This window comes from Acidovorax sp. NO-1, assembly GCF_000238595.1.
Lineage (GTDB): Bacteria > Pseudomonadota > Gammaproteobacteria > Burkholderiales > Burkholderiaceae_C > Acidovorax.
Genome location: NZ_AGTS01000105.1, coordinates 41,242 through 65,664 on the forward strand (window position 1 = coordinate 41,242; position 24,423 = coordinate 65,664).

The window sequence follows — 24,423 nt, forward strand, 5'->3', positions numbered from 1 at the left end:
ATGCAATGATTGAAGGCGTGATGAAGGAAGGCTTCATCACCACGAGTTACGACTCGGTGGTGAACTGGGCCAAGACCGGCTCTTTGTGGCCCATGACGTTTGGTCTGGCGTGCTGCGCTGTCGAAATGATGCATGCCGCCGCTGCGCGTTATGACATTGGCCGTTTCGGGGCCGAGGTTTTCCGCGCCAGCCCCCGCCAGTCCGACCTGATGATCGTGGCCGGCACGCTGTGCAACAAGATGGCGCCTGCTTTGCGCAAGGTGTATGACCAGATGTCCGAGCCGCGTTGGGTTCTGTCCATGGGCTCTTGTGCCAATGGGGGCGGTTACTACCACTACAGCTATTCGGTGGTGCGTGGTTGCGATCGCATTGTGCCGGTGGATGTCTATGTGCCTGGATGCCCTCCCACTGCGGAAGCGCTGATTTACGGGATCATCCAGTTGCAGCAGAAGATCCGCCGCACCAACACCATTGCTCGCGTCTGAAGGGTTGATTATGACCGCTGTAGCCATTCGGCCTGAAAAACTCAAGGACAACATCGCCGCTGCACTGGGTGAGAAGGTGCGTCAGATCACGGTGGCGCTGGACGAGGTCACGTTGGTGGTAGATGCTGCCGACTACCTCGAAACGATGCGGGTTTTGCGTGACGCAGAAGGTTGCCGCTTTGAGCAGTTGATCGATCTGTGCGGTGTGGACTATTCCGCCTACGCTGATGCGGTGCACGAAGGTGCTCGCTACTGCGTGGTGTCGCACCTCTTGTCTGTGAGTCTGAACCAGCGCGTGCGGGTCAAGGTGTTCTGCGCCGACGATGATTTCCCAGTGGTGGATTCAGTCTCCGACCTTTGGAATTCCGCCAATTGGTACGAGCGCGAAGCGTTTGACCTGTTTGGCATTGTGTTCGACGGCCACAACGATCTGCGGCGCATCCTGACCGATTACGGCTTTATCGGTCATCCCTTTCGTAAGGATTTCCCGCTGTCCGGCCATGTCGAGATGCGCTATGACGCCGAGTTGCGCCGCGTGGTGTATGAGCCGGTATCGATCGAGCCGCGTGAGATCACGCCGCGCATCATTCGCGAAGACAAATACGGAGGCCTGCACTGAGGCGTTCGCGTCCGATGTGAACCACCATGGCTGAAATCAAGAATTATTCCCTGAACTTTGGTCCGCAGCATCCTGCCGCGCACGGTGTGCTGCGCCTGGTGCTGGAGCTCGATGGTGAAGTCGTGCAGCGTGCCGACCCGCACATCGGCCTCTTGCACCGCGCCACCGAAAAGCTGGCAGAGCACAAGACCTACATCCAGTCGCTGCCGTACATGGATCGGCTGGACTACGTCTCGATGATGTGCAACGAGCACGCCTATTGCCTGGCCATCGAGAAGCTGCTGGGTCTGGAAGTGCCCTTGCGGGCGCAGTACATCCGTGTGATGTTCTCCGAGATCACACGGCTGCTCAACCACTTGATGTGGCTCGGTTCGCACGGCAACGACTGCGGCAGCTCTACCATCCTGATCTACACCTTCCGCGAACGCGAAGACCTGTTTGACATGTATGAAGCCGTTTCCGGCGCGCGCATGCATGCGGCGTACTTCCGGCCGGGCGGTGTGTACCGCGACCTGCCGGACAGCATGCCGCAGTACAAGGTCAGCAAGATCAAGAATGCCAAGGCCCTTGAGGCCATGAACCAGAATCGTCAGGGTTCGCTGCTCGATTTCATCGACGACTTCACCCAGCGTTTCCCTGGCTGCGTGGATGAATACGAGACCCTTCTGACCGACAACCGCATCTGGAAGCAACGCACGGTGGGTATTGGTGTGGTGCCGCCCGAGCGTGCACTGAATCTGGGCATGACCGGCCCCATGATCCGTGGTTCCGGAATCGCCTGGGACCTGCGCAAGACCCAGCCGTACGATGTGTACGACCGTGTGGACTTCGATGTACCCGTGGGCAAGACAGGTGACTGCTACGACCGCTATCTGGTGCGCGTGCAGGAAATGCGCGAATCCAATCGCATCATCAAGCAGTGTGTGGACTGGCTCAAAGCCAATCCGGGTCCTGTCATTACTGACAATCACAAGGTGGCTGCGCCCGCTCGTGAATCCATGAAGTCCAACATGGAGGAGTTGATCCACCACTTTAAGCTTTTCACTGAAGGGTTTCACGTGCCCGAGGGTGAGGCCTATGCCGCAGTGGAGCACCCCAAGGGCGAGTTTGGCATCTACCTGGTGAGTGACGGTGCCAACAAGCCTTACCGCCTCAAGATCCGTGCGCCGGGTTTCGCGCACCTGGCCACGCTGGACGAAATGGCACGCGGCCACATGATTGCGGACGCCGTAGCCATCATTGGCACCATGGATATCGTGTTCGGAGAGATTGACCGATGATTACCGAAGCGACCCGTGCGCGATTTGCGCGTGAAGTGGCCAAATACCCCGCCGAGCAAAAGCAGTCTGCCGTGATGGCCTGCCTGTCGATCGTGCAGCAGGAGCAGGGTTTTGTAAGTGCTGAGAGCGAAGCGGTGATTGCCGAGTATCTGGGCATGCCCCAGATTGCTGTGCACGAGGTCACGACGTTCTACAACATGTACAACCAGCAGCCGGTGGGCAAGTACAAGCTCAACGTGTGTACGAATCTGCCATGCCAGTTGCGCGACGGGCAGAAGGCATTGCATCACCTGGAAAAGAAGCTGGGTGTGTCGATGGGTGAGACCACACCTGACGGCCTGTTCACCCTGCAGCAATGCGAATGCCTGGGGGCTTGTGCCGATGCGCCGGTGATGTTGGTGAACGATCGCACGATGTGCAGCTTCATGGACAACGACAAGCTCGACCAGCTCGTTGATGGCCTGCGGGCGGCGGAGGGCCAGTGATGACCACGGCAACACAAATACTCTCCCAGTTCCAGGCTACAGGCGTCCAGACCTGCTTCCACGATCGCCATATCAATCCCCAGATCTATGCGAGCCTGAATGGGGGTAACTGGAGCATCAAGGATTACGAAGCGCGTGGTGGCTATCAGGCGCTGCGTCGCATCCTGGGTAAAGATGGTAGCGAGGGCCTGACGCAGGACCAGGTTATTGCCACAGTGAAGGAATCCGGCTTGCGTGGTCGGGGCGGTGCGGGCTTCCCCACGGGCCTCAAGTGGAGCTTCATGCCCCGCTCGTTCCCCGGCCAGAAATATCTGGTGTGCAATTCCGACGAAGGCGAGCCGGGGACTTGCAAGGACCGCGACATCCTTCAGTTCAACCCGCACATCGTTATCGAAGGCATGATCATCGCTGCGTACGCGATGGGCATCTCTGTGGGCTACAACTACATCCACGGCGAGATCTTCCAGACCTACGAACGTTTTGAGGCTGCACTGGAAGAAGCACGTGCTGCGGGCTATCTGGGCGACAACATCCTGGGTGGCAGCTTCAGCTTTCAGCTGCACGCAGCCCACGGTTTTGGTGCCTACATTTGCGGTGAAGAAACGGCATTGCTCGAATCGCTGGAAGGCAAAAAGGGGCAACCCCGTTTCAAGCCGCCGTTTCCGGCCAGCTTTGGCCTGTATGGCAAGCCCACTACGATCAACAATACGGAAACCTTTGCGGCTGTGCCCTGGATCATCCGCAATGGCGGTGCAGCTTATCTGGAGTGCGGCAAGCCCAACAACGGCGGCACCAAGATTTTCTCGGTGTCTGGCGACGTCGAAAAGCCAGGCAACTATGAGGTGCCACTGGGTACCCCGTTTGCCAAGCTGCTGGAGCTGGCAGGCGGCGTGCGCAAAGGCCGTCAGCTGAAGGCGGTGATTCCTGGTGGTTCGTCGGCCCCTGTCCTGCCGGCATCCATCATCATGGAATGCACGATGGACTATGACTCCATCGCCAAGGCCGGCTCCATGCTGGGCTCGGGCGCTGTCATCGTGATGGATGACTCCCGCAGCATGGTCGAGAGCTTGTTGCGCCTGTCGTATTTTTATTCGCACGAGTCGTGCGGCCAATGCACGCCTTGCCGCGAAGGCACGGGCTGGATGTGGCGCGTGATCGATCGCATCCAGCATGGCCAGGGACGTGAGGGTGATCTGGATCTGCTCAACTCGGTGGCGGACAACATCCAGGGCCGCACCATTTGTGCACTGGGTGATGCGGCCGCCATGCCCGTGCGCGCCATGATCAAACACTTCCGTCCCGAGTTTGAGGCACTGATCCGGAACAAGGCTCCACAAGCCGCGACCTCCGTCTGATCGCGAGAGAACATATGGTTGAAATTGAACTGGACGGTCAGAAAGTGGAAGTCGCCGAAGGCTGCATGGTGATGCATGCAGCCGAGAAGGCAGGCACTTACATTCCGCATTTCTGCTACCACAAGAAACTTTCGATCGCCGCCAATTGCCGCATGTGCCTGGTGGATGTTGAGAAAGCTCCTAAGCCCATGCCTGCCTGTGCCACGCCGGTCACGCAGGGAATGATCGTGCGCACCAAGAGCGACAAAGCCATCAAGGCGCAGCAGTCGGTCATGGAGTTTTTGCTCATCAACCACCCTCTGGATTGCCCTATCTGCGACCAGGGGGGCGAGTGCCAGCTGCAGGATCTGGCTGTGGGCTATGGGGGCTCTTCCTCGCGTTATGAGGAAGAAAAGCGCGTGGTGTTCCACAAGGACGTGGGCCCGCTGATCTCCATGGAGGAGATGAGCCGCTGCATCCACTGCACCCGCTGCGTTCGCTTCGGCCAGGAAGTGGCGGGCGTGATGGAGCTCGGCATGATCCATCGTGGCGAGCATTCTGAAATCACCACGGTCACCGGCGACACGGTGGACTCGGAGCTGTCGGGCAACATGATCGACATCTGCCCGGTCGGTGCGCTGACCAGCAAGCCTTTCCGCTACAGCGCCCGCACCTGGGAGCTGTCGCGCCGTCGCTCGGTAAGCCCACATGACTCCACCGGCGCCAACCTGATTGTTCAGGTCAAGAACCACAAGGTCATGCGTGTTGTGCCGTTCGAGAACGAGGCCGTCAATGAATGCTGGATTGCCGACCGCGACCGTTTTTCCTATGAGGCGCTCAGCAGCGACGAGCGCCTGACCCGGCCCATGCTCAAGCAGGGCGGGGCGTGGAAGGAAGTGGACTGGCAGACCGCGTTGGAGTATGTGGCCAACGGTCTCAAGAACATCAAGCATGACCATGGCGCGAGCAGTATTGGGGCATTGGTCAGTCCGCACAGCACGCTGGAGGAACTGTACCTGGCGGCAGCGCTGGTACGTGGCCTCGGCGGCGACAACATCGACTACCGCCTGCGCAATGCGGAGTTCGCGGCGCCGGAGGGAATCCGCTGGCTGGGTACGTCCATCGCTTCGCTGTCCACGCTGCAACGCGTGCTGGTGGTGGGCTCCAATCTGCGTAAAGACCATCCATTGTTTGCCCAGCGCATCCGTCAGGCTGCCCGCCATGGCTGCCAGGTAAGCGCCATCGCGTCGGTGACTCACGATTGGGCCATGCCCGTTCAATCTTTCGTGGCGCAAGGCGCTGCGCAATGGGTGCAAATCTTGGGTGGCATTGCGTGCGCCGTGGCCCAGGAGAAAGGCGTTGCCGCACCTCAAGGCGCGGCGGCTGCCAGCGAGGCAACCCAGGCCATCGCCCGCTCCCTGCTCGGTGGTGAGCGCAAGGCTGTGCTGCTGGGCAATGCCGCTGCACACCATGCGCAAGCCAGTCAGCTGCTGGCACTTGCCAACTGGATTGCTGAGAACACCGGCGCGAGCGTGGGTTACCTCACGGAAGCTGCCAACACGGTGGGTGCGCAGTTTGTAGGTGCCCATCCCGTCGGCGGTGGTCTGAATGCGGCTCAAATGCTCTCCGGTGGTTTGAAGGCCGCGGTGCTGCTCAACACCGAGCCAGTTCATGATACGGCTGCGGGCGCGAAGGCTGCAACCGCCCTGGCTGGTGCAGAGATGGTGGTCACGTTGAGCCCCTTCAAGGCCAACATGGAGTTCAGTGACGTTCTGTTGCCAATTGCCCCGTTCACGGAAACCTCCGGCAGCTTTGTCAACGCCGAAGGCCGACTGCAAAGTTTCCACGCCGTGGTACGTCCTCTGGGTGACACCCGTCCTGCGTGGAAGGTTCTGCGTGTTCTGGCCAATCTGCTGGATGTGCCGGGCTTTGACTTTGAAACCTCGCAGGATGTGCTGGCCCGTGCCACAAATGCTCCTGCAGGCACGATCACGCAGCTGTCGGCTGACCAGCTGTCCAATGTGGTGAAGGCGGTCTCCACCGGAGCCGCAGCGGTTGGCGAGCCGGTGGTCGCATCCATCTATCAACTGGACAGCCTGGTGCGCCGTTCCGCGTCCTTGCAGCTCACTGCTGACGCCCGCAGCGCTCGTGAAGGAGTGGCCGCATGATCGACGCGATTTACAACGCAGGCCTGAACCTGCTTTCCTTTGGCTGGTGGACTGGCGTGGTGTGGCCGGTACTCTGGATTCTCATCAAGATCGTGTGTATCCTGGCGCCGCTGATGGGTGCGGTGGCCTATCTCACGCTTTGGGAACGCAAGCTCCTGGGCTTCATGCAGGTTCGCCACGGCCCCAATCGCGTGGGTCCCTTGGGATTGCTGCAGCCTATTGCCGATGCGCTGAAATTGCTGACAAAGGAAATCATCCAGCCCACGGCCGCCAGCAAAGGGCTGTTTGTGCTGGGCCCTGTCATGGCTATCATGCCGGCGCTGGCTGCCTGGGTGGCGATCCCGTTCGGCCCGGACGTCGCGCTGGCAAACGTCAACGCAGGCTTGCTGCTGGTGATGGCCATCACCTCGATCGAGGTGTACGGCGTGATCATTGCGGGCTGGGCCTCGAACTCCAAATATGCGTTCCTGGGTGCCCTGCGCGCTTCCGCTCAGATGGTGAGTTACGAAATTGCCATGGGTTTCTGCTTCCTGGTGGTGATCATGGTCTCCGGCAGCATGAATCTCACCGAGATCGTGATGGGGCAGGGTCGTGGCATGGCTGCAGATAAAGGCCTGACTTTCCTATCCTGGAACTGGCTCCCGTTGTTGCCCATCTTTCTGGTCTACCTGATTTCGGGTGTGGCAGAAACCAACCGCCATCCCTTTGACGTGGTGGAAGGTGAGGCAGAAATCGTGGCCGGGCACATGGTGGAGTATTCCGGCATGGGCTTTGCGATCTTCTTCCTGGCCGAGTACGCCAGCATGTGGCTTGTTTCGATACTGGCTGCACTGATGTTTCTCGGCGGCTGGTTGCCCCCCATCGACAGCGCGCTGTTCAACTGGATTCCAGGGTGGATCTGGTTGGGGATCAAGACCTTCCTAGTGGTCTCGATGTTCATCTGGATCCGGGCTACCTTCCCGCGGTTCCGCTATGACCAGATCATGCGTCTGGGCTGGAAGATCTTTATTCCAGTCACGCTGGTGTATTTGTTGTTTGTCGGCGGGTGGTTGCTCTCGCCTTGGAATATCTGGAAATAAGCGGGGACACAAATGACTGCTGTTGCTGCTGCTGCACCTTTTTCGATCAAGGATTTCTTCAAGAGCTTCATGCTCGTGGAGTTACTCAAGGGCATGGCCCTTACGGGTCGCTACGCTTTTCGCCGCAAGGTGACCGTCCAGTTCCCGGAAGAGAAGACCCCCTTGTCTCCCCGTTTCCGTGGCCTGCACGCGTTGCGCCGTTATGACAACGGTGAAGAGCGGTGCATTGCCTGCAAACTTTGCGAGGCTGTGTGCCCGGCGATGGCCATCACCATTGAGTCGGATGTACGTTCAGATGGATCGCGCCGTACCACACGCTACGACATCGACCTGACCAAGTGCATTTTTTGCGGTTTCTGCGAGGAGAGTTGCCCGGTGGATTCGATTGTGGAGACCCATATCTTCGAATACCACGGCGAAAAGCGCGGCGATCTGTATTTCACGAAGGACATGCTCCTGGCCGTAGGCGACCGGTACGAAGGTGAAATCGCGGCAGCCAAGGCTGCGGACGCCAAGTACCGCTAAGCGGTGCCCGGTGCAGCCTGTTTTGCCAGACTTTCTATAAAGACCCGATTCATGGACGCCAAGACTGGTTTCTTCTACCTCTTCTCGGTCGTGCTGCTGTTTGCGGCCTTCCGGGTGATCACCGCGCGCAATCCGGTGCACGCTGTGCTCTATCTCATTCTCGCGTTTTCGCAAGCTTCGGCCGTATGGCTGTTGCTCAAAGCCGAGTTTTTGGCCATTGCCCTGGTGCTTGTGTACCTGGGCGCGGTGATGGTGCTGTTCCTGTTCGTCGTGATGATGCTGGACATCCATGTGGACACGGTGCGCAAGGGTTTCTGGAAGCATTTTCCCCTGGCAGCCACAGTGGGCGCGCTGATTGCCCTGGAAATGGCTGCGGTGCTGATGGGTGGTTTTCGGGGCATGGACGAACCAAAGGCGGTCGCAACGATGGTGAACGCCGCAGGACAAGTGGTTCCCTATTCGAACACGAAGGCGCTGGGCATCCTGCTGTACACCGAGTATCTCTACCCCGTTGAAATTGCGGCGGTGATCCTGCTGGTGGCGATGATTGCAGCCATTGCGTTGACTCTTCGTCAGCGCAAGGACAGCAAGGCCATCAACCCCGCTGCGCAGATCCGCGTCCGTGCTGCGGACCGGCTGGAAGTGGTGAAGGTCGCTGCTACGCAAAAGCCGGTGGACGAAGCGCCGACCGCGCCTGCCGCTGAGGAGAAAAAAGCATGACGCTGACGCTGGGACACTTTCTCTCGCTGGGTGCGATGCTGTTCGCGCTGGCGGTGATCGGGATTTTCCTGAACCGCAAGAACCTGATCGTGCTGCTGATGGCCATCGAATTGATGCTTTTGGCCGTGAACATGAACTTCGTCGCCTTTTCGCACTACCTGGGCGACATGCACGGCCAGGTGTTCGTGTTCTTCATCCTGACCGTGGCGGCAGCCGAGTCGGCCATTGGCCTGGCCATTCTGGTACTGCTGTTCCGCAACAAGTCCAGCATCAACGCGGAAGACCTCAACACCCTCAAGGGTTGATGGTCTCCCCGTATTCCCAAGGTTCTCAAGAATGAGTCAAACCCTCTCTGCTTCAACGCTCCTGGCCGTGCCGCTGGCACCGCTTGCGGGCGCTTTGCTGGCCGGCATCTTTGGTACGACCTTTGGTGGTAACTGGATTGGCCGCCGACTGAGCCATACCCTGACGATTCTGGGCGTGCTTGTGGCGTTCGTGCTGTCGGCGATGACGCTCAAGAGCGTTGCGGTCGACGGTGCCCGGTTCAACGAGACGCTTTACACCTGGATGGTCGTAGGTGGTCTCAAGATGGAAGTTGGTTTCCTGGTGGATAGCCTCACGGCCATGATGATGGTTGTGGTGACTTTCGTGTCCCTCATGGTGCACATCTACACCATTGGCTACATGGAAGAGGATGACGGCTATAACCGTTTCTTTGCCTACATCTCGTTGTTCACGTTCTCGATGCTCATGCTTGTCATGAGCAATAACCTGCTGCAGCTGTTCTTCGGTTGGGAAGCCGTGGGCCTGGTTTCGTACCTGCTGATTGGCTTCTGGTTCAACAAGCCGTCGGCCATCTTCGCCAACATGAAGGCGTTCCTGGTCAACCGGGTGGGGGACTTCGGTTTTATCCTGGGCATTGGCCTGATTGCCGCCTACGCTGGCACGCTCAACTACGGCGAAGTGTTTGCAAAGACAGGTGAGCTGGGTGGTCTGGCTTTCCCTGGCACTGACTGGATGCTGATCACCGTCATCTGCATTTGCCTTTTCATCGGTGCCATGGGCAAGTCGGCTCAGTTCCCGTTGCACGTGTGGTTGCCCGATTCGATGGAAGGTCCCACCCCCATTTCGGCGCTGATCCACGCGGCCACCATGGTGACGGCGGGCATCTTCATGGTGGCACGCATGTCGCCACTGTTTGAACTGTCTGATACAGCGTTGAACTTCATTCTTGTGATCGGTGCCATCACGGCGCTGTTCATGGGTTTCCTGGGCATCATCCAGAACGACATCAAACGCGTGGTGGCCTATTCCACGCTCTCGCAGCTGGGCTACATGACCGTGGCGCTGGGGGCTTCGGCGTACTCGGTGGCCGTGTTCCACCTGATGACCCACGCGTTCTTCAAGGCGCTGCTGTTTCTCGGGGCCGGCTCGGTCATCATGGGCATGCACCATAACCAGGACATCCGCTGGATGGGTGGCGTGCGCAAGTACATGCCCATCACCTGGATCACCTCGCTGCTGGGCTCGCTGGCATTGATCGGAACACCGCTGTTCTCGGGTTTCTACTCCAAGGACAGCATCATCGAGGCAGTGCATTTCAGCCAGCTGCCCGCGGCCGGGTTTGCGCACTTCGCGGTGCTGGCGGGCGTTTTCATCACGGCGTTCTACTCGTTCCGCATGTACTTCCTGGTCTTCCATGGCAAGGAGCGCTACGACCAGAACCCGGATGCGCACCACCACGACCATCATGGTCATGACGATCACCACGGGCATGATGCCAAGCCGCATGAATCCCCCTGGGTGGTGACGGTGCCGCTGGTGCTTTTGGCCATACCGTCGGTAGTCGTGGGCTTCATGTTCATCCAGCCCATGCTGTTTGGCGACTTTTTCAAGGACGTCATTTTTGTCGACGCAGCCAAGCACCCGGCCATGGCGAAGCTGGCAGAAATCTTCCACGGTCCGGTGGGCATGGCACTGCATGGGCTGCAAACGGCGCCGTTCTGGCTCGCACTGGCAGGTGTGGCAGCCTCGTACTACATGTACATGGTGAATCCTGCGTTGCCGGCCGCGATCAAGGCACGCGTTCAGCCGTTGTATACGCTGCTGGAGAACAAGTACTACATGGACTGGATCAACGAGAACGTCCTTGCCCGTGGGGCACGCATGCTGGGTGTGGGCCTCTGGAAGGTCGGCGACCAGGCCATCATCGACGGCGCTCTCGTGAACGGCTCTTGGAAGTTGGTGCGTGGGGTTTCCGGCATCGTGCGCTGGATGCAGTCGGGATTTATCTTTCACTACGCGCTGGTGATGATCCTGGGTGTCTTCGCTCTGATGACCTGGTTTGTCTGGGGCGATGCTCTCCTGCAGCTCATCAAATAAGGAAAACAACAAATGGGTCTGTTGAGTCTTGCAATCTGGACGCCGATTGCCTTTGGTGTGCTGCTGCTGGCTGTCGGGCGGGATGAACATGCCCGCGCCGTGCGGTGGCTGGCGCTGGTGGGTGCCATGATTGGCTTTCTGGTGACACTGCCGCTTTACGACGGCTTCCAGCTGGGAACCGCGGCGATGCAGTTTGTCGAGAAGGCTGCCTGGATCGAACGTTTCAACGTGCATTACCACCTGGGGGTGGATGGCATTTCGTTCTGGTTCGTGCCGCTGACGGCGTTTATCACCGTCATCGTGGTGATGGCTTCCTGGGAGTCCATTACCGAGCGCGTCAACCAGTACATGGGCGCGTTCCTGATCCTGTCCGGCCTGATGATTGGCGTGTTCACCGCACTGGACGGCATGCTGTTCTATGTGTTCTTCGAAGCCACGCTGATCCCGATGTACCTGATCATCGGCATCTGGGGTGGCCCCAACAAGATCTACGCGGCGTTCAAGTTCTTCCTGTATACGCTGCTCGGTTCGCTGTTGATGCTGATCGCGCTCATCTTTTTGTACAACCAGTCGGGTGGCAGCTTCGACATCGCAACATGGCACCAGTTGCCGCTGAGCCGTACGGCGCAGACCTTGCTGTTCTTTGCCTTTTTTGCTGCATTTGCCGTGAAGGTGCCCATGTGGCCGGTGCACACGTGGCTGCCCGACGTGCATGTGGAGGCGCCCACCGGCGGCTCCGCCGTGCTGGCCGCCATCATGCTGAAGCTGGGGGCCTATGGCTTCCTGCGTTTTTCCATGCCCATCGCCCCCGATGCATCGCGCGAGTGGGCCTGGCTGATGATTGCCCTGTCGCTGATTGCCGTGATCTATGTGGGCTTGGTGGCCATGGTCCAGAAGGACATGAAGAAGCTGGTGGCGTATTCGTCCGTGGCGCACATGGGCTTCGTGACGCTGGGCTTCTTTATCTTCAACGATCTGGGCGTGTCTGGCGGTCTGGTGCAGATGATTGCCCACGGCTTTGTCTCTGGCGCGATGTTCCTGTCCATTGGCGTGCTGTATGACCGCGTGCATTCGCGTGAAATCGCCGCTTACGGCGGTGTGGTCAACACCATGCCCAACTTCACGGCCTTTGCGCTGCTGTTTGCGATGGCCAACTGCGGCCTGCCAGGAACTGCCGGCTTTGTGGGCGAGTGGATGGTGATCCTCGGCGCCGTCAAGGCCAACTTCTGGATTGGCCTGGCGGCTGCCACCGCGCTGATCTTTGGCGCAGCGTACACGCTGTGGATGTTCAAGCGCGTGTACCTGGGGCCTGTGGGCAACGAGAACGTGAAGGCGCTGACAGATATCGACAGCCGCGAATTCCTGGTGCTGGCCCTGCTGGGCATTGCCGTACTGGCCATGGGCCTGTATCCCCGTCCGTTCACGGACGTGATGGACACCTCGGTGGCGGAACTGCTCAAGCACGTTGCGCTGTCCAAGCTGAACTAAGAGATTCAAGAAGATGATTGACAACATCAGCTGGCTCGCGATTTACCCCGAAATCGTGCTGTTGACCATGGCCTGCGTGATTGCGCTGGTCGATCTGGGTGTGCACAGCGCGCGCCGTACAGGCACCTACGTGTTGACCATGCTCACGCTGGCAGTGGTTGCAGCGCTGCAAGCCATGTATGCCAGCAGCGGCAACACGTTCTACGGCTTTGGCAACATGGTGGTCAGTGATGCCATGGGCAACTGGCTCAAGTGCTTTGCCACGGTGGCCATGATGATCACGCTGGTCTACGGGCGCCCCTATGCGGCAGACCGCGACATGTTGCGCGGCGGTGAGATGTTCACCCTGTCGATGTTTGCGCTCCTGGGCATGTTCATCATGATCTCGGGCAACAACTTCCTGGTGATTTATCTGGGCCTGGAATTGCTGACGCTTTCCAGTTATGCCCTGGTGGCCCTGCGCCGCGATAACGCCACCGCGACCGAAGCTGCCATGAAGTATTTCGTGCTTGGCGCCATGGCCAGCGGCTTCCTGCTGTACGGCTTGTCGATGGTCTATGGCGCTACAGGATCGCTAGACATCGGCCAGGTCTTCAAGGCAGTGAACGCCGGACAAATCCGCCACCAGGTGTTGGTGTTCGGCCTGGTGTTCGTGGTGGCCGGCCTGGCCTTCAAGCTGGGTGTCGTGCCATTTCACATGTGGATTCCGGACGTGTACCAGGGTGCGCCGACGGCCGTGACCTTGATGATCGGTGGCGCTCCGAAGCTGGCTGCCTTTGCCATCACCATCCGGCTTCTGGTGGATGGTCTGCTCCCGTTGGCCATTGACTGGCAGCAGATGCTTGCGGTGCTCGCCATTGGCTCGCTACTGGTGGGCAATCTTGCGGCCATTGCACAGACCAATCTGAAACGCATGCTGGCGTACTCGACGATTTCGCAGATGGGTTTTGTGTTGCTCGGCCTGATGTCCGGCGTGATCAACGGCAATGTCGATGCAACGGCGGTCGAGAATGCCTACAGTGCCTCCATGTTCTATGTGGTCACTTATGTGCTCACCACGCTGGCTGCATTCGGTGTCATCCTCCTGCTGGCACGTGAAGGCTTTGAAAGCGAAGAGATTTCAGACTTCGCGGGCCTCAACCAGCGCAGCCCCCTGTACGCCGGCGTGATGGCGGTCTGCCTGTTCTCGATGGCCGGGATTCCGCCGCTGGTGGGGTTCTACGCAAAGCTGGCGGTACTCCAGGCCCTGGTGGCCTCGGGCCAGACCCTGTACATTGCCATGGCCGTGTTTGCGGTGATCATGTCGCTCATCGGTGCCTTCTACTACCTGCGCGTGGTCAAGGTCATGTACTTTGATGCTCCGCTGACCGCTTCGAGTGTCTCCGCTCCCGTGGATGTGCGTGTGGTGCTCACGCTCAACGCCGCCTTGGTGCTGGTGCTTGGCCTCCTGCCCGGTGGCCTGATGGCACTCTGTGCGGATGCCGTCGTGCGCGCACTGGCAACCTGAACGGCGCTTTGCGTTCGTTGGCTCAGTGTCTATCACGGCGTCCGTCTGGCTGGTCATCGTTGCGGCTTTCATCGCCGCCAACCTGCCGTTTCTGAACCATCGCTGGCTGGTCGTCGGGCCTGAGGCTGCGGGGCGCAAACCCCTGATCGGGCGACTTGCAGAACTCGTGCTGCTGTACTTTCTGGTGGGTGGCCTGGCGCTGCTCCTGGAGCGCAGGGCCGGGCAGATTGCACCCCAGGGGTGGGAGTTCTATGCCGTCACCGGCACGCTGTTTCTCACACTGGCCTTTCCGGGGTTTGTTTACCGTTACCTGCTGCGGCGCCACGGTTGACAACCGGCTCGGCCGCACTATCCAGCCATGAAGGTGCTTGACCTGCAATGCCGACAGGGCCACGTCTTTGAAGGCTGGTTTGCGTCGGAAGATGATTTTCAGGGCCAACGGAGCCGGGGTCTGGTGCAGTGTCCGCTCTGTGCAGACGACCACATTGAAAAGCGCCTGAGTGCGCCCCGCCTGAACCTCGGCGCCCGGGAGCCGCATGCCCCTGCGGCAGCGCCCGCGCAACCTTCTGATGCGCTCACAGTTGGTCACGCGCCCACGGATGCTACCGTCCTGCCCCCCGCTTTACAGGCTGCGTGGCTGCAGCTGGCGCGCCAGATCATCGCCAAGACCGAGGACGTTGGCGCGCAGTTTGCGCAAGAGGCCAGACGCATCCACCACGGGGAGGTGCAAGAGCGCGCCATACGCGGCCAGGCCACGCCCGATGAGGCGATGGAGTTGGTGGAGGAGGGCATCGCCGTAGTGCCCTTGCCGCTACCTTTGGCGGCCAAAGAGACCCTTCAGTGAGGCTGCTCGCTGGGCAATCGGAATATTGGTGTTTTTGGACTCTGGCGCTTATGGGATAAGCGCTGGCAGCTATAAGCTCAATAGCATTCTTGAGGGCTTTGAATTGTTTCTCGGCGCTGGTTGGCCGCAGCGGGGCGGTTAGCTGGGCCATCCCTCGCCCACCCGATCAAACCGTGAACTGCAGTGCCGCAAGCCGTGCGTAGACGCCGCCTTGCGCCATCAGCGCCGTGTGAGTGCCTTGCTCCACGATACGTCCGTGTTCCAGCACCACGATGCGGTCGGCGTTTTGCACCGTCGCCAGCCGGTGTGCAATGACCAGCGTGGTGCGGCGGCCCGTATGGCGCTGCATGGCGGTGTCCAGCGCTGCCTGCACCATGCGTTCGCTTTCGGCGTCCAGTGCGCTGGTGGCCTCGTCCAGCAGCAGCAGGGGCGGGTTCTTGAGCATGGCGCGGGCAATGGCAATGCGCTGCCGCTGGCCGCCAGACAACCGCACGCCCCGCTCACCCAGAAATGTGGCATAGCCCTCGGGCAGGGCGGTGATGAAGTCGTGTGCAAACGCGGCCCGGGTGGCCGCGATGACTTCTGCGTCCGTTGCCTCGGGGCGGCCGTAGCGGATGTTGTCCATCGCCGATGCCGAGAAGATCACAGCGTCCTGCGGCACCGTCCCTGTGCACGACCGCAGTGTCTCCAGCCGCAGGTGGCGGATGTCCACGCCGTTGAGCCGGATCACGCCCTTGGCTGGGCCCTTCGCGCCCGCGCCCACCTCGTAGAAGCGCTGCAGCAGCTGGAACACCGTGGTTTTGCCTGCGCCGCTTGCGCCCACCAATGCAACCGTTTCGCCCGGTGCAAGGTGCAGCGAAAAGTTCTGCAGCGCGGGTTGGTCGGGGCGCGAGGGGTAGAAGAACTGGACATTTTCGAACTCCACGTCCAGGCCCCGATCCGACAAGGGCAGATCTTGTGGTGTGGCAGGGTCTGCCACGGGCGACCGCGTGCCCAGCAGCTCCATCAGCCGCTCCGTGGCCCCGGCTGCCCGCAGCAGGTCACCATAGACTTCGCCCAGCACCGCCACAGCGCCGGCCAGCAAAATCACGTAAACCACCGTCTGCCCGAGATGTCCGGCCGTCATCTTGCCCGCGAGTACGGCCTCCGTGCCTTGGTATAGCCCCCAGAGCAACAGGGCAGCGTTGGCGATGATGATGAAGGCCACGAGCAGGGCCCGGGCGCGGGTGCGCTTGACCGCAACCTGGAACGCGTTTTCGGTGGCCTGCCTGAAGCGTGCGGACTCGCGCGTCTCGGCCGTGTAACTTTGCACCACGGGTACGGCATTGAGCACCTCGGCAGCAATGGCGCTGGAGTCCGCCACACGGTCCTGGCTATCGCGAGAAAGGCGCCGCACCCTGCGCCCGATCCACAGCGTTGGCAATACCACCAGCACCACGGCCAGCAACACCACCGACATGACATAAGGATTGGTCCACACCAGCATCGCCAGTGCGCCCACCCCCATCACGGCATTGCGCAATCCCATCGACAGCGACGCCCCCACCACTGTCTGCACCAGCGTCGTGTCGGAGGTGAGGCGCGAGAGGACTTCCCCCGTCTGCGTGGTTTCAAAGAACTGCGGGCTTTGCTGCAGTACGTGGGCATATACCGCATGGCGCAGATCGGCAGTGACGCGCTCCCCGAGCCAGCTCACCATGTAAAACCGCGCGGCCGAAAAAACACCCAGGGCGACCGCCACGGCGAACAGTGCTTCGAAATGATTGCGCAGCGCCATGGTCTGCGCCCCTTTGTCCGCGTTGAGCAACCCGGCATCCACCAGGTTGCGCAGGGCCAGGGGGAACGCCAGCGTCGCCAGCGCCGCGAGCACCAGAAACAGCAATGACAAAGCGATGCGCACCCGGTAAGGTCGCAAGAAGGGCAGGAGCCCGGTCAGGGAGCTGGGCGCGCCGCGTGCGGGCGTTGTAGTGGGGGTGGGTGCCATGAATGGCAGTGTAGGGCCCGTGCCGGGGTGGAGCACCCAAGCCTGCGGGCCCGGTGGCGCTGGCCATGGGGGCACGCCGGAGTTTGCGAGTGCTGGCAACCGTGGATGTCAGCAAAAAGCAAGAGTCTGCAAACATCTCGGCCCGCCTGTCAGCAAGCGCTGTGGGACTGCGGGGGGGACACGGGGCGGGGTGTAGGCGTTTATACATAGGCATTAGTCCCAGTATGTGTGCCGGTGTGGCGGCATACCATTCACTGCGATCAAAACGCACGCATGAAGACCTTGCCGAACAAGGCTTCTTTCCTCAGCACCCTACGGAGCGACCCAGGCGCAATGAGCGACGTCATTCTTGAAACCCACAGCCTGACCAAAGAGTTCAAGGGCTTTACCGCCGTCAGCGACGTGAACCTGGCCGTGCGCCGGGGTTCTATCCATGCGCTGATCGGCCCCAACGGTGCAGGCAAGACCACCTGCTTCAACCTGCTGACCAAGTTCCTGGAGCCAACCTCGGGCACCATCCGTTTCAACGGCCACGACATCACACGCGAGCAACCTGCGCAGATTGCCCGCCGTGGTGTGATTCGCTCGTTCCAGATCTCCGCAGTGTTCCCGCACCTCACGCTGATGGAGAACGTACGGCTGGGCCTGCAGCGCAAGCTGGGCACATCGTTTCACTTCTGGCGCAGCGAACGCACCCTGCGCCAGCTGGACGACCGGGCCATGCAGTTGCTCACGGAAGTGGGGCTTGAAGACCTGGCCGACGAGGTCACGGTGAACCTGCCCTACGGCAGAAAGCGCGCCCTGGAGATTGCCACCACACTCTCCATGGAGCCTGAACTCATGCTGCTGGACGAGCCTACCCAAGGCATGGGCCACGAAGACGTGGACCGCGTCACCCAGCTCATCAAGAAAGTCTCTGCAGGCCGCACCATCCTGATGGTCGAGCACAACATGAAAGTCGTCTCCACCATTGCTGACCGCATCACCGTGCTGCAGCGCGGCGCGGTGCTCGCAGAAGGCCCGTACGCAGAAGTCTCCAACAACCCCCAAGTCATGGAAGCCTACATGGGCACGACCGACGGCCAACTGCAGGGAGCGCACTGAGATGGCGACGACTGCATCCAAGACCCCTGCCCTGGAAATCAGGAACCTCGAAGCCTGGTACGGTGAATCGCACGTGCTCCATGGCGTGGACATCGTCGTGCAGCCCGGCGAAGTGGTCACCCTTCTGGGTCGCAACGGCGCCGGCCGCACCACCACCATGCGCGCCATCATGGGCCTGACCGGCTCGCGCAAAGGCTCGGTCAAGATCAACGGCGTGGAAACCATCAACATGCCCACACACCGCATTGCGCACCTGGGCGTGGGCTACTGCCCGGAAGAGCGGGGCATCTTCTCCAGCCTCTCGTGCGAAGAAAACCTGCTGCTGCCGCCAGCGCTCAAGACCGGCACGGCCGGCATGTCGGTGCAGGAAATCTACGCCATGTTCCCCAACCTGGCAGAACGCAGGAACAGCCAGGGCACGCGCCTGTCCGGCGGCGAGCAGCAGATGCTGGCGGTCGCGCGCATCCTGCGCACGGGGGCCAACCTATTGCTGCTCGACGAGATCTCCGAAGGCCTCGCTCCCGTCATCGTGCAGGCGCTCGCGCGAATGATCATGATGCTGCGCGAAAAAGGCTACACCGTGGTCATGGTGGAGCAGAACTTCCGCTTCGCCGCGCCCCTGGCCGACCGGTTTTACGTGATGGAGCATGGCCGCATCGTCGAGAAGTTCGGGGCCTCCGAGCTTGAAGAAAAGATGTCCGTGCTCAACGAATTGCTGGGTGTGTAAGACACGCCCGCATATTTTTCGCTTTCTTCCACCACACCACCAGGAGACATATCCATGAAGAAACAACTCAAAGTGCTGGCACTGATGCTGGGCGCAGCAGGTCTTGCCACTTCGGCCGTGCACGCGCAGGACAAGGTCAAGATCGGCTTCATCACCGACATGTCCAGTCTCTACTCCGACGTGGAGGGCAAGAACGGCGCACTGGCCATCCAGATGGCGATCGACGACTTTGGCGGCAAGGTGCTGGGCATGCCCATCGAGCTGCTCTCCGCAGACCACCAGAACAAGGCCGACATTGCAGCCTCCAAGGCCCGCGAATGGGTCGACACCCAAGGCGTGAACATGTTGTTCGGCGGCACCAACTCGGGTACGGCCCTGGCGATTGCCAAGGTCGCTGAAGAGAAGAAGCGCGTGTACTTCAACAACGGCGCCGGCAGCTCTGCACTGACCAACGATCAGTGCACGCCTTACACCGTGCACTACGCGTACGACACCGTGGCGCTGGCCAAGGGCACGGGCTCGGCCATCGTGGATGGTGGCGGCAAGAGCTGGTATTTCCTCACCGCCGACTATGCCTTCGGTCATGCGCTGGAAGCCGACACCACCGCCGTGGTGAAGGCCAAGGGCGGCAACGTGGTGGGCGCCGTGCGCCACCCCCTGAACGCCTCTGACTTCTCGTCCTTCCTGCTGCAGGCACAAAACTCCAAGGCGCAGATCCTGGGCCTGGCCAACGCGGGCGGCGACACCATCAACGCCATCAAGGCCGCCAAGGAATTCGGCATTGGCAAGAACATGAAGCTGGCCGGTCTGCTGATCTTCATCAGCGACATCCATAGCATGGGTCTGCGCAACACCGAAGGCCTTCAGTTCACCACCAGCTGGTACTGGGATCTGAACGACGATACGCGCAAGTTTGCCAACCGCTACTTTGAAAAAACCAAGCGCATGCCCGGTGAGATCCAGGCAGCGGACTACTCTGCCACCATGACCTACCTGAAGGCCGTGGAAGCAGCCAAGTCCACCGACGCCGACAAGGTGATGGCCGAGCTCAAGAAGATGAAGATCGATGACTTCTTCGGCAAGGGCCAGATCCGCGCCGACGGCCGCTACGTGCATGACATGTACCTGATGGAAGTGAAGAAGCCTTCCGAATCCACCAAGCCGTGGGACTACTACAAGCTGGTCAAGAAGCTTCCTGGCGAATCGGTGTTCACCACCAAGGCCGAATCCAAGTGCCCGCTCTGGAAGTAAATCCCTGAGAGGTTGCTGATGCGCCTGGCCGCCCTGCGGGTGTGCCAGGCACATTGACGACCTCTGCCTCGCAACTCACCATCACCTGCTGCTGCTTCCCATGGAAATCTTTGGTGTCTCATTGCCCGGCCTGTTGAGCCAGCTCCTTTTGGGGCTGGTCAACGGATCGTTTTACGCAATCCTCAGCCTTGGGCTGGCCGTGATCTTTGGCCTGCTCAACGTCATCAACTTTGCGCACGGCGCGCTGTTCATGACAGGGGCCCTGATTACCTGGATGGCCATGAACTACTTTGGCATCAACTACTGGTTGATGCTGGTGTTGGCGCCGCTGGTGGTGGGGCTGTTCGGGGTCGTGATCGAGCGCCTGCTGCTGCGCTGGATCTACAAGCTTGACCACCTGTATGGCCTGTTGCTCACGCTGGGTCTCACCCTGCTGATCGAGGGCGTGTTCCGCTCGATCTACGGTGTCTCGGGCCTGGGCTACGACACGCCCGAGGCGCTGGAGGGCGCAACCAACCTGGGCTTCATGATCATGCCCAACTACCGTGCCTGGGTGGTGGTGGCATCGGTGGTGGTGTGTCTGGCTACCTGGTATGTGATTGAAAAGACCAAGCTGGGTGCCTACCTGCGTGCCGGTACCGAGAACCCGCGCCTGGTGGAAGCATTCGGGATCAACGTTCCCGTCATGGTCACGTTGACCTACGCTTTTGGCGCTGGCCTGGCGGCATTTGCCGGGGTGCTGGCCGCACCGGTGTACCAGGTCTCGCCACTCATGGGCCAGAACCTGATCATCGTCGTGTTTGCTGTCGTGGTGATCGGCGGCATGGGTTCCATCATGGGCTCCATCCTCACCGGACTGGGCCTGGGTGTTGTAGAAGGTTTTACCAAAGTGTTTTATCCGGAAGCCTCTTCCACCGTGGTGTTCGTCATCATGGTCATCGTTCTCCTCATTCGCCCCGCCGGCCTGTTCGGCAAAGAAAAATAAGGAGCCACGAGAATGAACGTCAAGAACACTGCCAACATTGGCTATGTCCTGCTGCTGCTTGCGCTGATTGCAGCTCCTTTTCTGGGCGCCTACCCCATCTTTGTCATGAAGCTGATGTGCTTTGCACTGTTTGCTTCAGCGTTCAACCTGCTGCTGGGCTACACGGGCATGCTGTCCTTCGGGCACGCCGCTTTCCTGGGCGGCTCGGCCTACATGACGGGCCACGCCCTCAAGGTGTGGGCGGTCACGCCGGAGATCGGCCTTTTGCTGGGCACAGCGGGTGGCGCCGTGCTGGGCCTGATCGTCGGGTTCTTCGCCATCCGCCGCCAGGGCATTTACTCCACCATGATCACGCTGGCGCTGGCGCAGATGCTGTTCTTCGTGTGCCTGCAGGCGCCTTTCACGGGTGGCGAGGATGGCTTGCAGGGCGTACCTCGCGGCAAGCTCTTCGGGATGATCGATCTGCAGAACGACCTGGTGATGTATTACGTGGTTCTGGCGGTTGTGGCGGGCGCTTTCATGCTGATTGTGCGCACCATCCATTCGCCTTTTGGCCAGGTGCTCAAGGGCATCAAGGAAAACGAGCCGCGCGCGATCTCGCTGGGGTATGACACCAACCGCTTCAAGCTGCTGGCGTTTGTGCTGTCAGCCGCGCTGGCGGGTCTGGCCGGCTCGCTCAAGACGCTGGTGCTGGGCTTTGCAACGCTGAGCGACGCCCACTGGACGGCGTCGGGCCATGTGGTGCTGATGACGCTGGTGGGTGGTCTGGGCACCTTGTCAGGTCCCATCGTGGGGTCGGCCGTGGTGGTGCTGCTGGAAAACAAGCTCGGTGAAATTGGTGGCTTCCTTGCCTCGGTCACCGGTGTGGAATGGTTCAACACCCTGGGTGAATCGGTCACCATGGTCACAGGCCTGATCTTTGTGATCTGTGTGCTGGCTTTCCGGCGCGGGATCATGGGCGAGATCATTGCGTGGATGGCCCGCCGACGCGGTGCGGGCGCGAGTGCCTGAGCCTGAACGCCTGAACGCCTGAACGCGTTCAAGCGACCCCCGTCACCTGAAGCGTTCAACCTCCCCCGCAACCGCTGCGGCCTTTACAGGCGCAGCGGTTTTGCGTATCCGGTCATTTCCAGATAACCCCGGCCCACGGATCTTCCGGTGCGGTCCGCAAGGTCCGACAGACCTTCCCAGTAAATCGCGCCGGTCGAGCCGTTGCTGTCCAACTCCTGGTTGTCCAGCACAGCGCTCACCTCGAAACTGCCCACGGGGGTTTGCACCCGCCACTGCACCGGGTACCGGGCACCACTGGCCGGGCTCACCCACACGCGCAGGGGCGTGAACGCCACGGCCTGCGCGTCGAATATCTGTGCGGGTTGGCCCGGCGCGCGAAACGACCCGCCAGCCCACAGCGCCGTGCCATCGGCCCGGCGCAGTCTGAAGGCGGTAAGCGCGCTGCCGTCGTGCAGGTTCATCCCAATCCAGTCCCAGCCCTGCGCGTCGGGGTGCATCAGCGCCTCGCTCCATTCGTGGTCCATCCAGGCGCGGCCGGTGGCTGGCATGACAGCCATCCGGCGCCCCGCCACCGTGAGGTGGCCTCCCACCTTCAGCTGGGGCTGGCTGTAGTAGTAGCTCGCCTGCTCAGCCTCAGGCCCCTTGCGCGACAAGCCTTGCTGCCCCTGCAGCAAGAGGGGTTGGGTACTGTCGAACACCAGGTCCATGTCAAACCCGCTGCCCGCAATATGGGCGGTGTAGCGGCTGGACTCCCGGTCCACTGTGCCGCTCTTGGCGTCACTGCGCTCCAGCGTCCAGTCCTGCAGCCGAATGCGGGTGTCGGCCTCGCTGGCCTGTGCCACGCCAAAGCCTGCACGGGCAATGCGCTGGTCGTGCAGCAGGCGCCGGCCCCGCACGTCGGTGATGGCTGCATGGGCAAACAGCAGCTGCTTGGCGGCAAACGCCGACCGCAGGCCCTGTGTGGCATCCACGCGCGAGCGAAAGAACGTCAACTGAAAACCCCAGGGCTGTCCGTCTGCCTGCACATGGCCCGTGATGTACCACCACTCGGTGCGCAGCTCCGGGTGACTGCCGTGGTCGCGCGGAAAAGCGAGCGTGCGCGCGGGCAAGGCCACCGCAGCACCCGGCGCCCAACCGGCTGCCCCCACCAGCGCCATGCCCACTGGAATCTGCAGGGCCAGCCAATCGCGGCGTGTTCCCTTCGGCCCAAGCGGTGGTGCCATCGGTGCTGCTGGCCAAGTGGTGGACGGCATGGTATGTGCGGCGCGCGTGGTTCATCACCCCATCAGGGCGTCGATCTTCTGCTGCGCCGCTGAGCAATCGCCAAAACAACGCTCCACCCAGTCGGTGTCGAAATACGTGGGCAGATACCGCTCGCCCGCATCGCATAGCAGCGACAGGATTGAGCCGCGCTCGTCCCGCTCGCGCATCTCGCTGGCCAGCGTGAGCATGGCCACAAAGTTGGTGCCGGTGGATGGCCCCACGCGCCGCCCCAGCAGTTGCGACAGTGCCCGCATTGCCGCGACCGATTCCACATCCGGCACCTCGACCATGCGGTCCACGAGCGTACGGATAAAGCTCGGCTCCACACGCGGGCGGCCGATGCCCTCGATGCGCGACCCCGGTGCCGTCAGCGCCGCATCGCCCGTGCGGTGGTAGGCGCTGAACACCGAACCCGCCGGGTCGGCCACACACACTTGCGTGGCGTGCCGCTGGTAGCGCACATAGCGCCCAATGGTGGCGCTGGTGCCGCCCGTGCCCGCGCCCACCACAATCCAGCGCGGCACAGGGTGCGGCTCGCGCAGCATTTGCGTGAACATGCTCTCGGCAATGTTGTTGTTGCCCCGCCAGTCGGTGGCGCGCTCGGCATACGTGAACTGGTCCATGTAGTGCCCGCCGGTATCGTGGGCAATGGCGCGCGCAGCGTCGTAAACCGCGCCTGCACTGTCTACAAAGTGGCAACGCCCGCCATGGAACTCGATTTGCGCAATCTTTTCTGGCGACGTGGTGCGCGGCATCACCGCCACAAAAGGAAGCCCCAGCAGCCGCGCAAAGTAGGCCTCGCTCACTGCCGTGGACCCGCTGGAGGATTCAACAATGGTCGAGCCCTCATGCACCCAGCCATTGCACAGCGCGTACAAAAACAGCGACCGCGCCAATCGGTGCTTAAGGCTGCCCGTGGGGTGGGTGGATTCGTCCTTGAGGTACAGGTCGATGCCGTGCTTGGAAAAGGCAGGCAGGCGCAGCGGGATAAGGTGGGTGTCAGCGCTGCGCTGGTAGTCGGCTTCGATGCGGGCGATGGCTTCGTGGGGCCAGGGGGAGGGGAGGGTCATGGGGAGAGGTCGAAATGCTAGGGACGGCTGATGGCGAAGACCGGCCGGTGACAAGTTGGACAAAGCGGATGCTCACCGTTCTGCATGATGCCTTCCGAATGTTGTCCGGTCG

23 protein-coding genes are annotated in these 24,423 nt (G+C 61.0%); 20 read left to right on the plus strand and 3 right to left on the minus strand.

The features are described from left to right. The first annotated feature begins 5 nt into the window (after positions 1–5). From KYG_RS17900 to KYG_RS17970, 15 genes are read left to right on the plus strand one after another with little or no spacing between them, the layout of a single operon-like run. On the plus strand, positions 6–485 hold the full coding sequence (locus KYG_RS17900; RefSeq protein ID WP_007849129.1) for an NADH-quinone oxidoreductase subunit B family protein: 480 nt from the start codon (positions 6–8) through the stop codon (positions 483–485). A 10-nt stretch (positions 486–495) separates the two neighbouring features. Further along, positions 496–1,104 (plus strand): NADH-quinone oxidoreductase subunit C, encoded by a 609-nt coding sequence (locus KYG_RS17905; RefSeq protein ID WP_008906344.1) that lies wholly within the window; start codon positions 496–498, stop codon positions 1,102–1,104. A gap of 26 nt (positions 1,105–1,130) precedes the next feature. Beyond that, a complete protein-coding gene (locus KYG_RS17910) occupies positions 1,131–2,384 on the plus strand; it encodes an NADH-quinone oxidoreductase subunit D (protein WP_008906345.1) in 1,254 nt (417 codons plus the stop codon). After that, entirely contained in the window at positions 2,381–2,869 is a 489-nt protein-coding gene (gene nuoE, locus KYG_RS17915; RefSeq protein ID WP_008906346.1) for an NADH-quinone oxidoreductase subunit NuoE, read from the plus strand. Before KYG_RS17910 ends, nuoE begins: the two co-directional genes overlap by 4 nt. Beyond that, positions 2,869–4,224, plus strand: coding sequence for an NADH-quinone oxidoreductase subunit NuoF (gene nuoF, locus KYG_RS17920; protein ID WP_008906347.1), 1,356 nt, complete (start codon positions 2,869–2,871; stop codon positions 4,222–4,224). The genes nuoE and nuoF overlap by 1 nt, the downstream gene beginning before the upstream one ends. A gap of 14 nt (positions 4,225–4,238) precedes the next feature. Next, positions 4,239–6,371, plus strand: coding sequence for an NADH-quinone oxidoreductase subunit NuoG (gene nuoG / locus KYG_RS17925; protein WP_008906348.1), 2,133 nt, complete (start codon positions 4,239–4,241; stop codon positions 6,369–6,371). Next, positions 6,368–7,450: an NADH-quinone oxidoreductase subunit NuoH gene (nuoH, locus tag KYG_RS17930; protein WP_008906349.1), complete on the plus strand. Its 1,083-nt coding sequence runs from the start codon at positions 6,368–6,370 to the stop codon at positions 7,448–7,450. Before nuoG ends, nuoH begins: the two co-directional genes overlap by 4 nt. A 12-nt stretch (positions 7,451–7,462) precedes the next feature. After that, positions 7,463–7,975 (plus strand): NADH-quinone oxidoreductase subunit NuoI, encoded by a 513-nt coding sequence (gene nuoI, locus KYG_RS17935; RefSeq protein WP_008906350.1) that lies wholly within the window; start codon positions 7,463–7,465, stop codon positions 7,973–7,975. Between the two features lie 51 nt (positions 7,976–8,026). Beyond that, positions 8,027–8,695 carry an NADH-quinone oxidoreductase subunit J gene (locus KYG_RS17940; RefSeq protein ID WP_008906351.1) on the plus strand — a complete coding sequence of 223 codons (669 nt, stop codon included), beginning with the start codon at positions 8,027–8,029 and terminating at the stop codon, positions 8,693–8,695. Next, complete coding sequence (nuoK, locus tag KYG_RS17945; RefSeq protein WP_005793248.1) at positions 8,692–9,000, plus strand: NADH-quinone oxidoreductase subunit NuoK; 309 nt, start codon at positions 8,692–8,694, stop codon at positions 8,998–9,000. The genes KYG_RS17940 and nuoK overlap by 4 nt, the downstream gene beginning before the upstream one ends. A 31-nt stretch (positions 9,001–9,031) precedes the next feature. Continuing rightward, the gene (gene nuoL / locus KYG_RS17950) at positions 9,032–11,077 is read left to right on the plus strand and encodes an NADH-quinone oxidoreductase subunit L (protein ID WP_008906352.1); all 2,046 of its coding nucleotides are present in this window, start codon (positions 9,032–9,034) and stop codon (positions 11,075–11,077) included. Between the two features lie 12 nt (positions 11,078–11,089). After that, positions 11,090–12,565 (plus strand): NADH-quinone oxidoreductase subunit M, encoded by a 1,476-nt coding sequence (locus KYG_RS17955; protein ID WP_008906353.1) that lies wholly within the window; start codon positions 11,090–11,092, stop codon positions 12,563–12,565. A 13-nt stretch (positions 12,566–12,578) separates the two neighbouring features. Further along, entirely contained in the window at positions 12,579–14,072 is a 1,494-nt protein-coding gene (gene nuoN / locus KYG_RS17960) for an NADH-quinone oxidoreductase subunit NuoN (protein WP_008906354.1), read from the plus strand. A 25-nt stretch (positions 14,073–14,097) separates the two neighbouring features. Then, positions 14,098–14,403: a DUF2818 family protein gene (locus KYG_RS17965; protein WP_034695246.1), complete on the plus strand. Its 306-nt coding sequence runs from the start codon at positions 14,098–14,100 to the stop codon at positions 14,401–14,403. Between the two features lie 27 nt (positions 14,404–14,430). Next, positions 14,431–14,916 (plus strand): DUF1178 family protein, encoded by a 486-nt coding sequence (locus tag KYG_RS17970; protein WP_008906356.1) that lies wholly within the window; start codon positions 14,431–14,433, stop codon positions 14,914–14,916. Positions 14,917–15,082: 166 nt separating this feature from the next. Here the strand turns inward: KYG_RS17970 and KYG_RS17975 are convergent, their stop codons facing one another. Then, positions 15,083–16,900 carry an ABC transporter transmembrane domain-containing protein gene (locus KYG_RS17975; protein WP_034695226.1) on the minus strand — a complete coding sequence of 606 codons (1,818 nt, stop codon included), beginning with the start codon at positions 16,898–16,900 and terminating at the stop codon, positions 15,083–15,085. Between the two features lie 333 nt (positions 16,901–17,233). Here KYG_RS17975 and KYG_RS17980 point away from each other — a divergent pair, with 333 nt between their 5' ends. From KYG_RS17980 to KYG_RS18000, 5 genes are all read left to right on the plus strand, one after another. Further along, positions 17,234–18,004 carry an ABC transporter ATP-binding protein gene (locus KYG_RS17980; RefSeq protein WP_008906358.1) on the plus strand — a complete coding sequence of 257 codons (771 nt, stop codon included), beginning with the start codon at positions 17,234–17,236 and terminating at the stop codon, positions 18,002–18,004. A gap of 1 nt (position 18,005) precedes the next feature. Further along, complete coding sequence (locus KYG_RS17985) at positions 18,006–18,731, plus strand: ABC transporter ATP-binding protein (RefSeq protein WP_008906359.1); 726 nt, start codon at positions 18,006–18,008, stop codon at positions 18,729–18,731. Positions 18,732–18,785: 54 nt separating this feature from the next. Further along, positions 18,786–19,982 (plus strand): ABC transporter substrate-binding protein, encoded by a 1,197-nt coding sequence (locus KYG_RS17990; RefSeq protein ID WP_008906360.1) that lies wholly within the window; start codon positions 18,786–18,788, stop codon positions 19,980–19,982. A gap of 100 nt (positions 19,983–20,082) precedes the next feature. After that, positions 20,083–20,967, plus strand: coding sequence for a branched-chain amino acid ABC transporter permease (locus tag KYG_RS17995; RefSeq protein WP_034695228.1), 885 nt, complete (start codon positions 20,083–20,085; stop codon positions 20,965–20,967). A gap of 12 nt (positions 20,968–20,979) precedes the next feature. After that, complete coding sequence (locus tag KYG_RS18000) at positions 20,980–21,978, plus strand: branched-chain amino acid ABC transporter permease (protein WP_008906362.1); 999 nt, start codon at positions 20,980–20,982, stop codon at positions 21,976–21,978. Between the two features lie 83 nt (positions 21,979–22,061). Here the strand turns inward: KYG_RS18000 and KYG_RS18005 are convergent, their stop codons facing one another. Next, positions 22,062–23,201 carry a lipocalin-like domain-containing protein gene (locus tag KYG_RS18005; protein WP_008906363.1) on the minus strand — a complete coding sequence of 380 codons (1,140 nt, stop codon included), beginning with the start codon at positions 23,199–23,201 and terminating at the stop codon, positions 22,062–22,064. A 54-nt stretch (positions 23,202–23,255) separates the two neighbouring features. Beyond that, complete coding sequence (locus tag KYG_RS18010) at positions 23,256–24,311, minus strand: PLP-dependent cysteine synthase family protein (RefSeq protein ID WP_008906364.1); 1,056 nt, start codon at positions 24,309–24,311, stop codon at positions 23,256–23,258. Between the last annotated feature and the right edge of the window lie 112 nt (positions 24,312–24,423).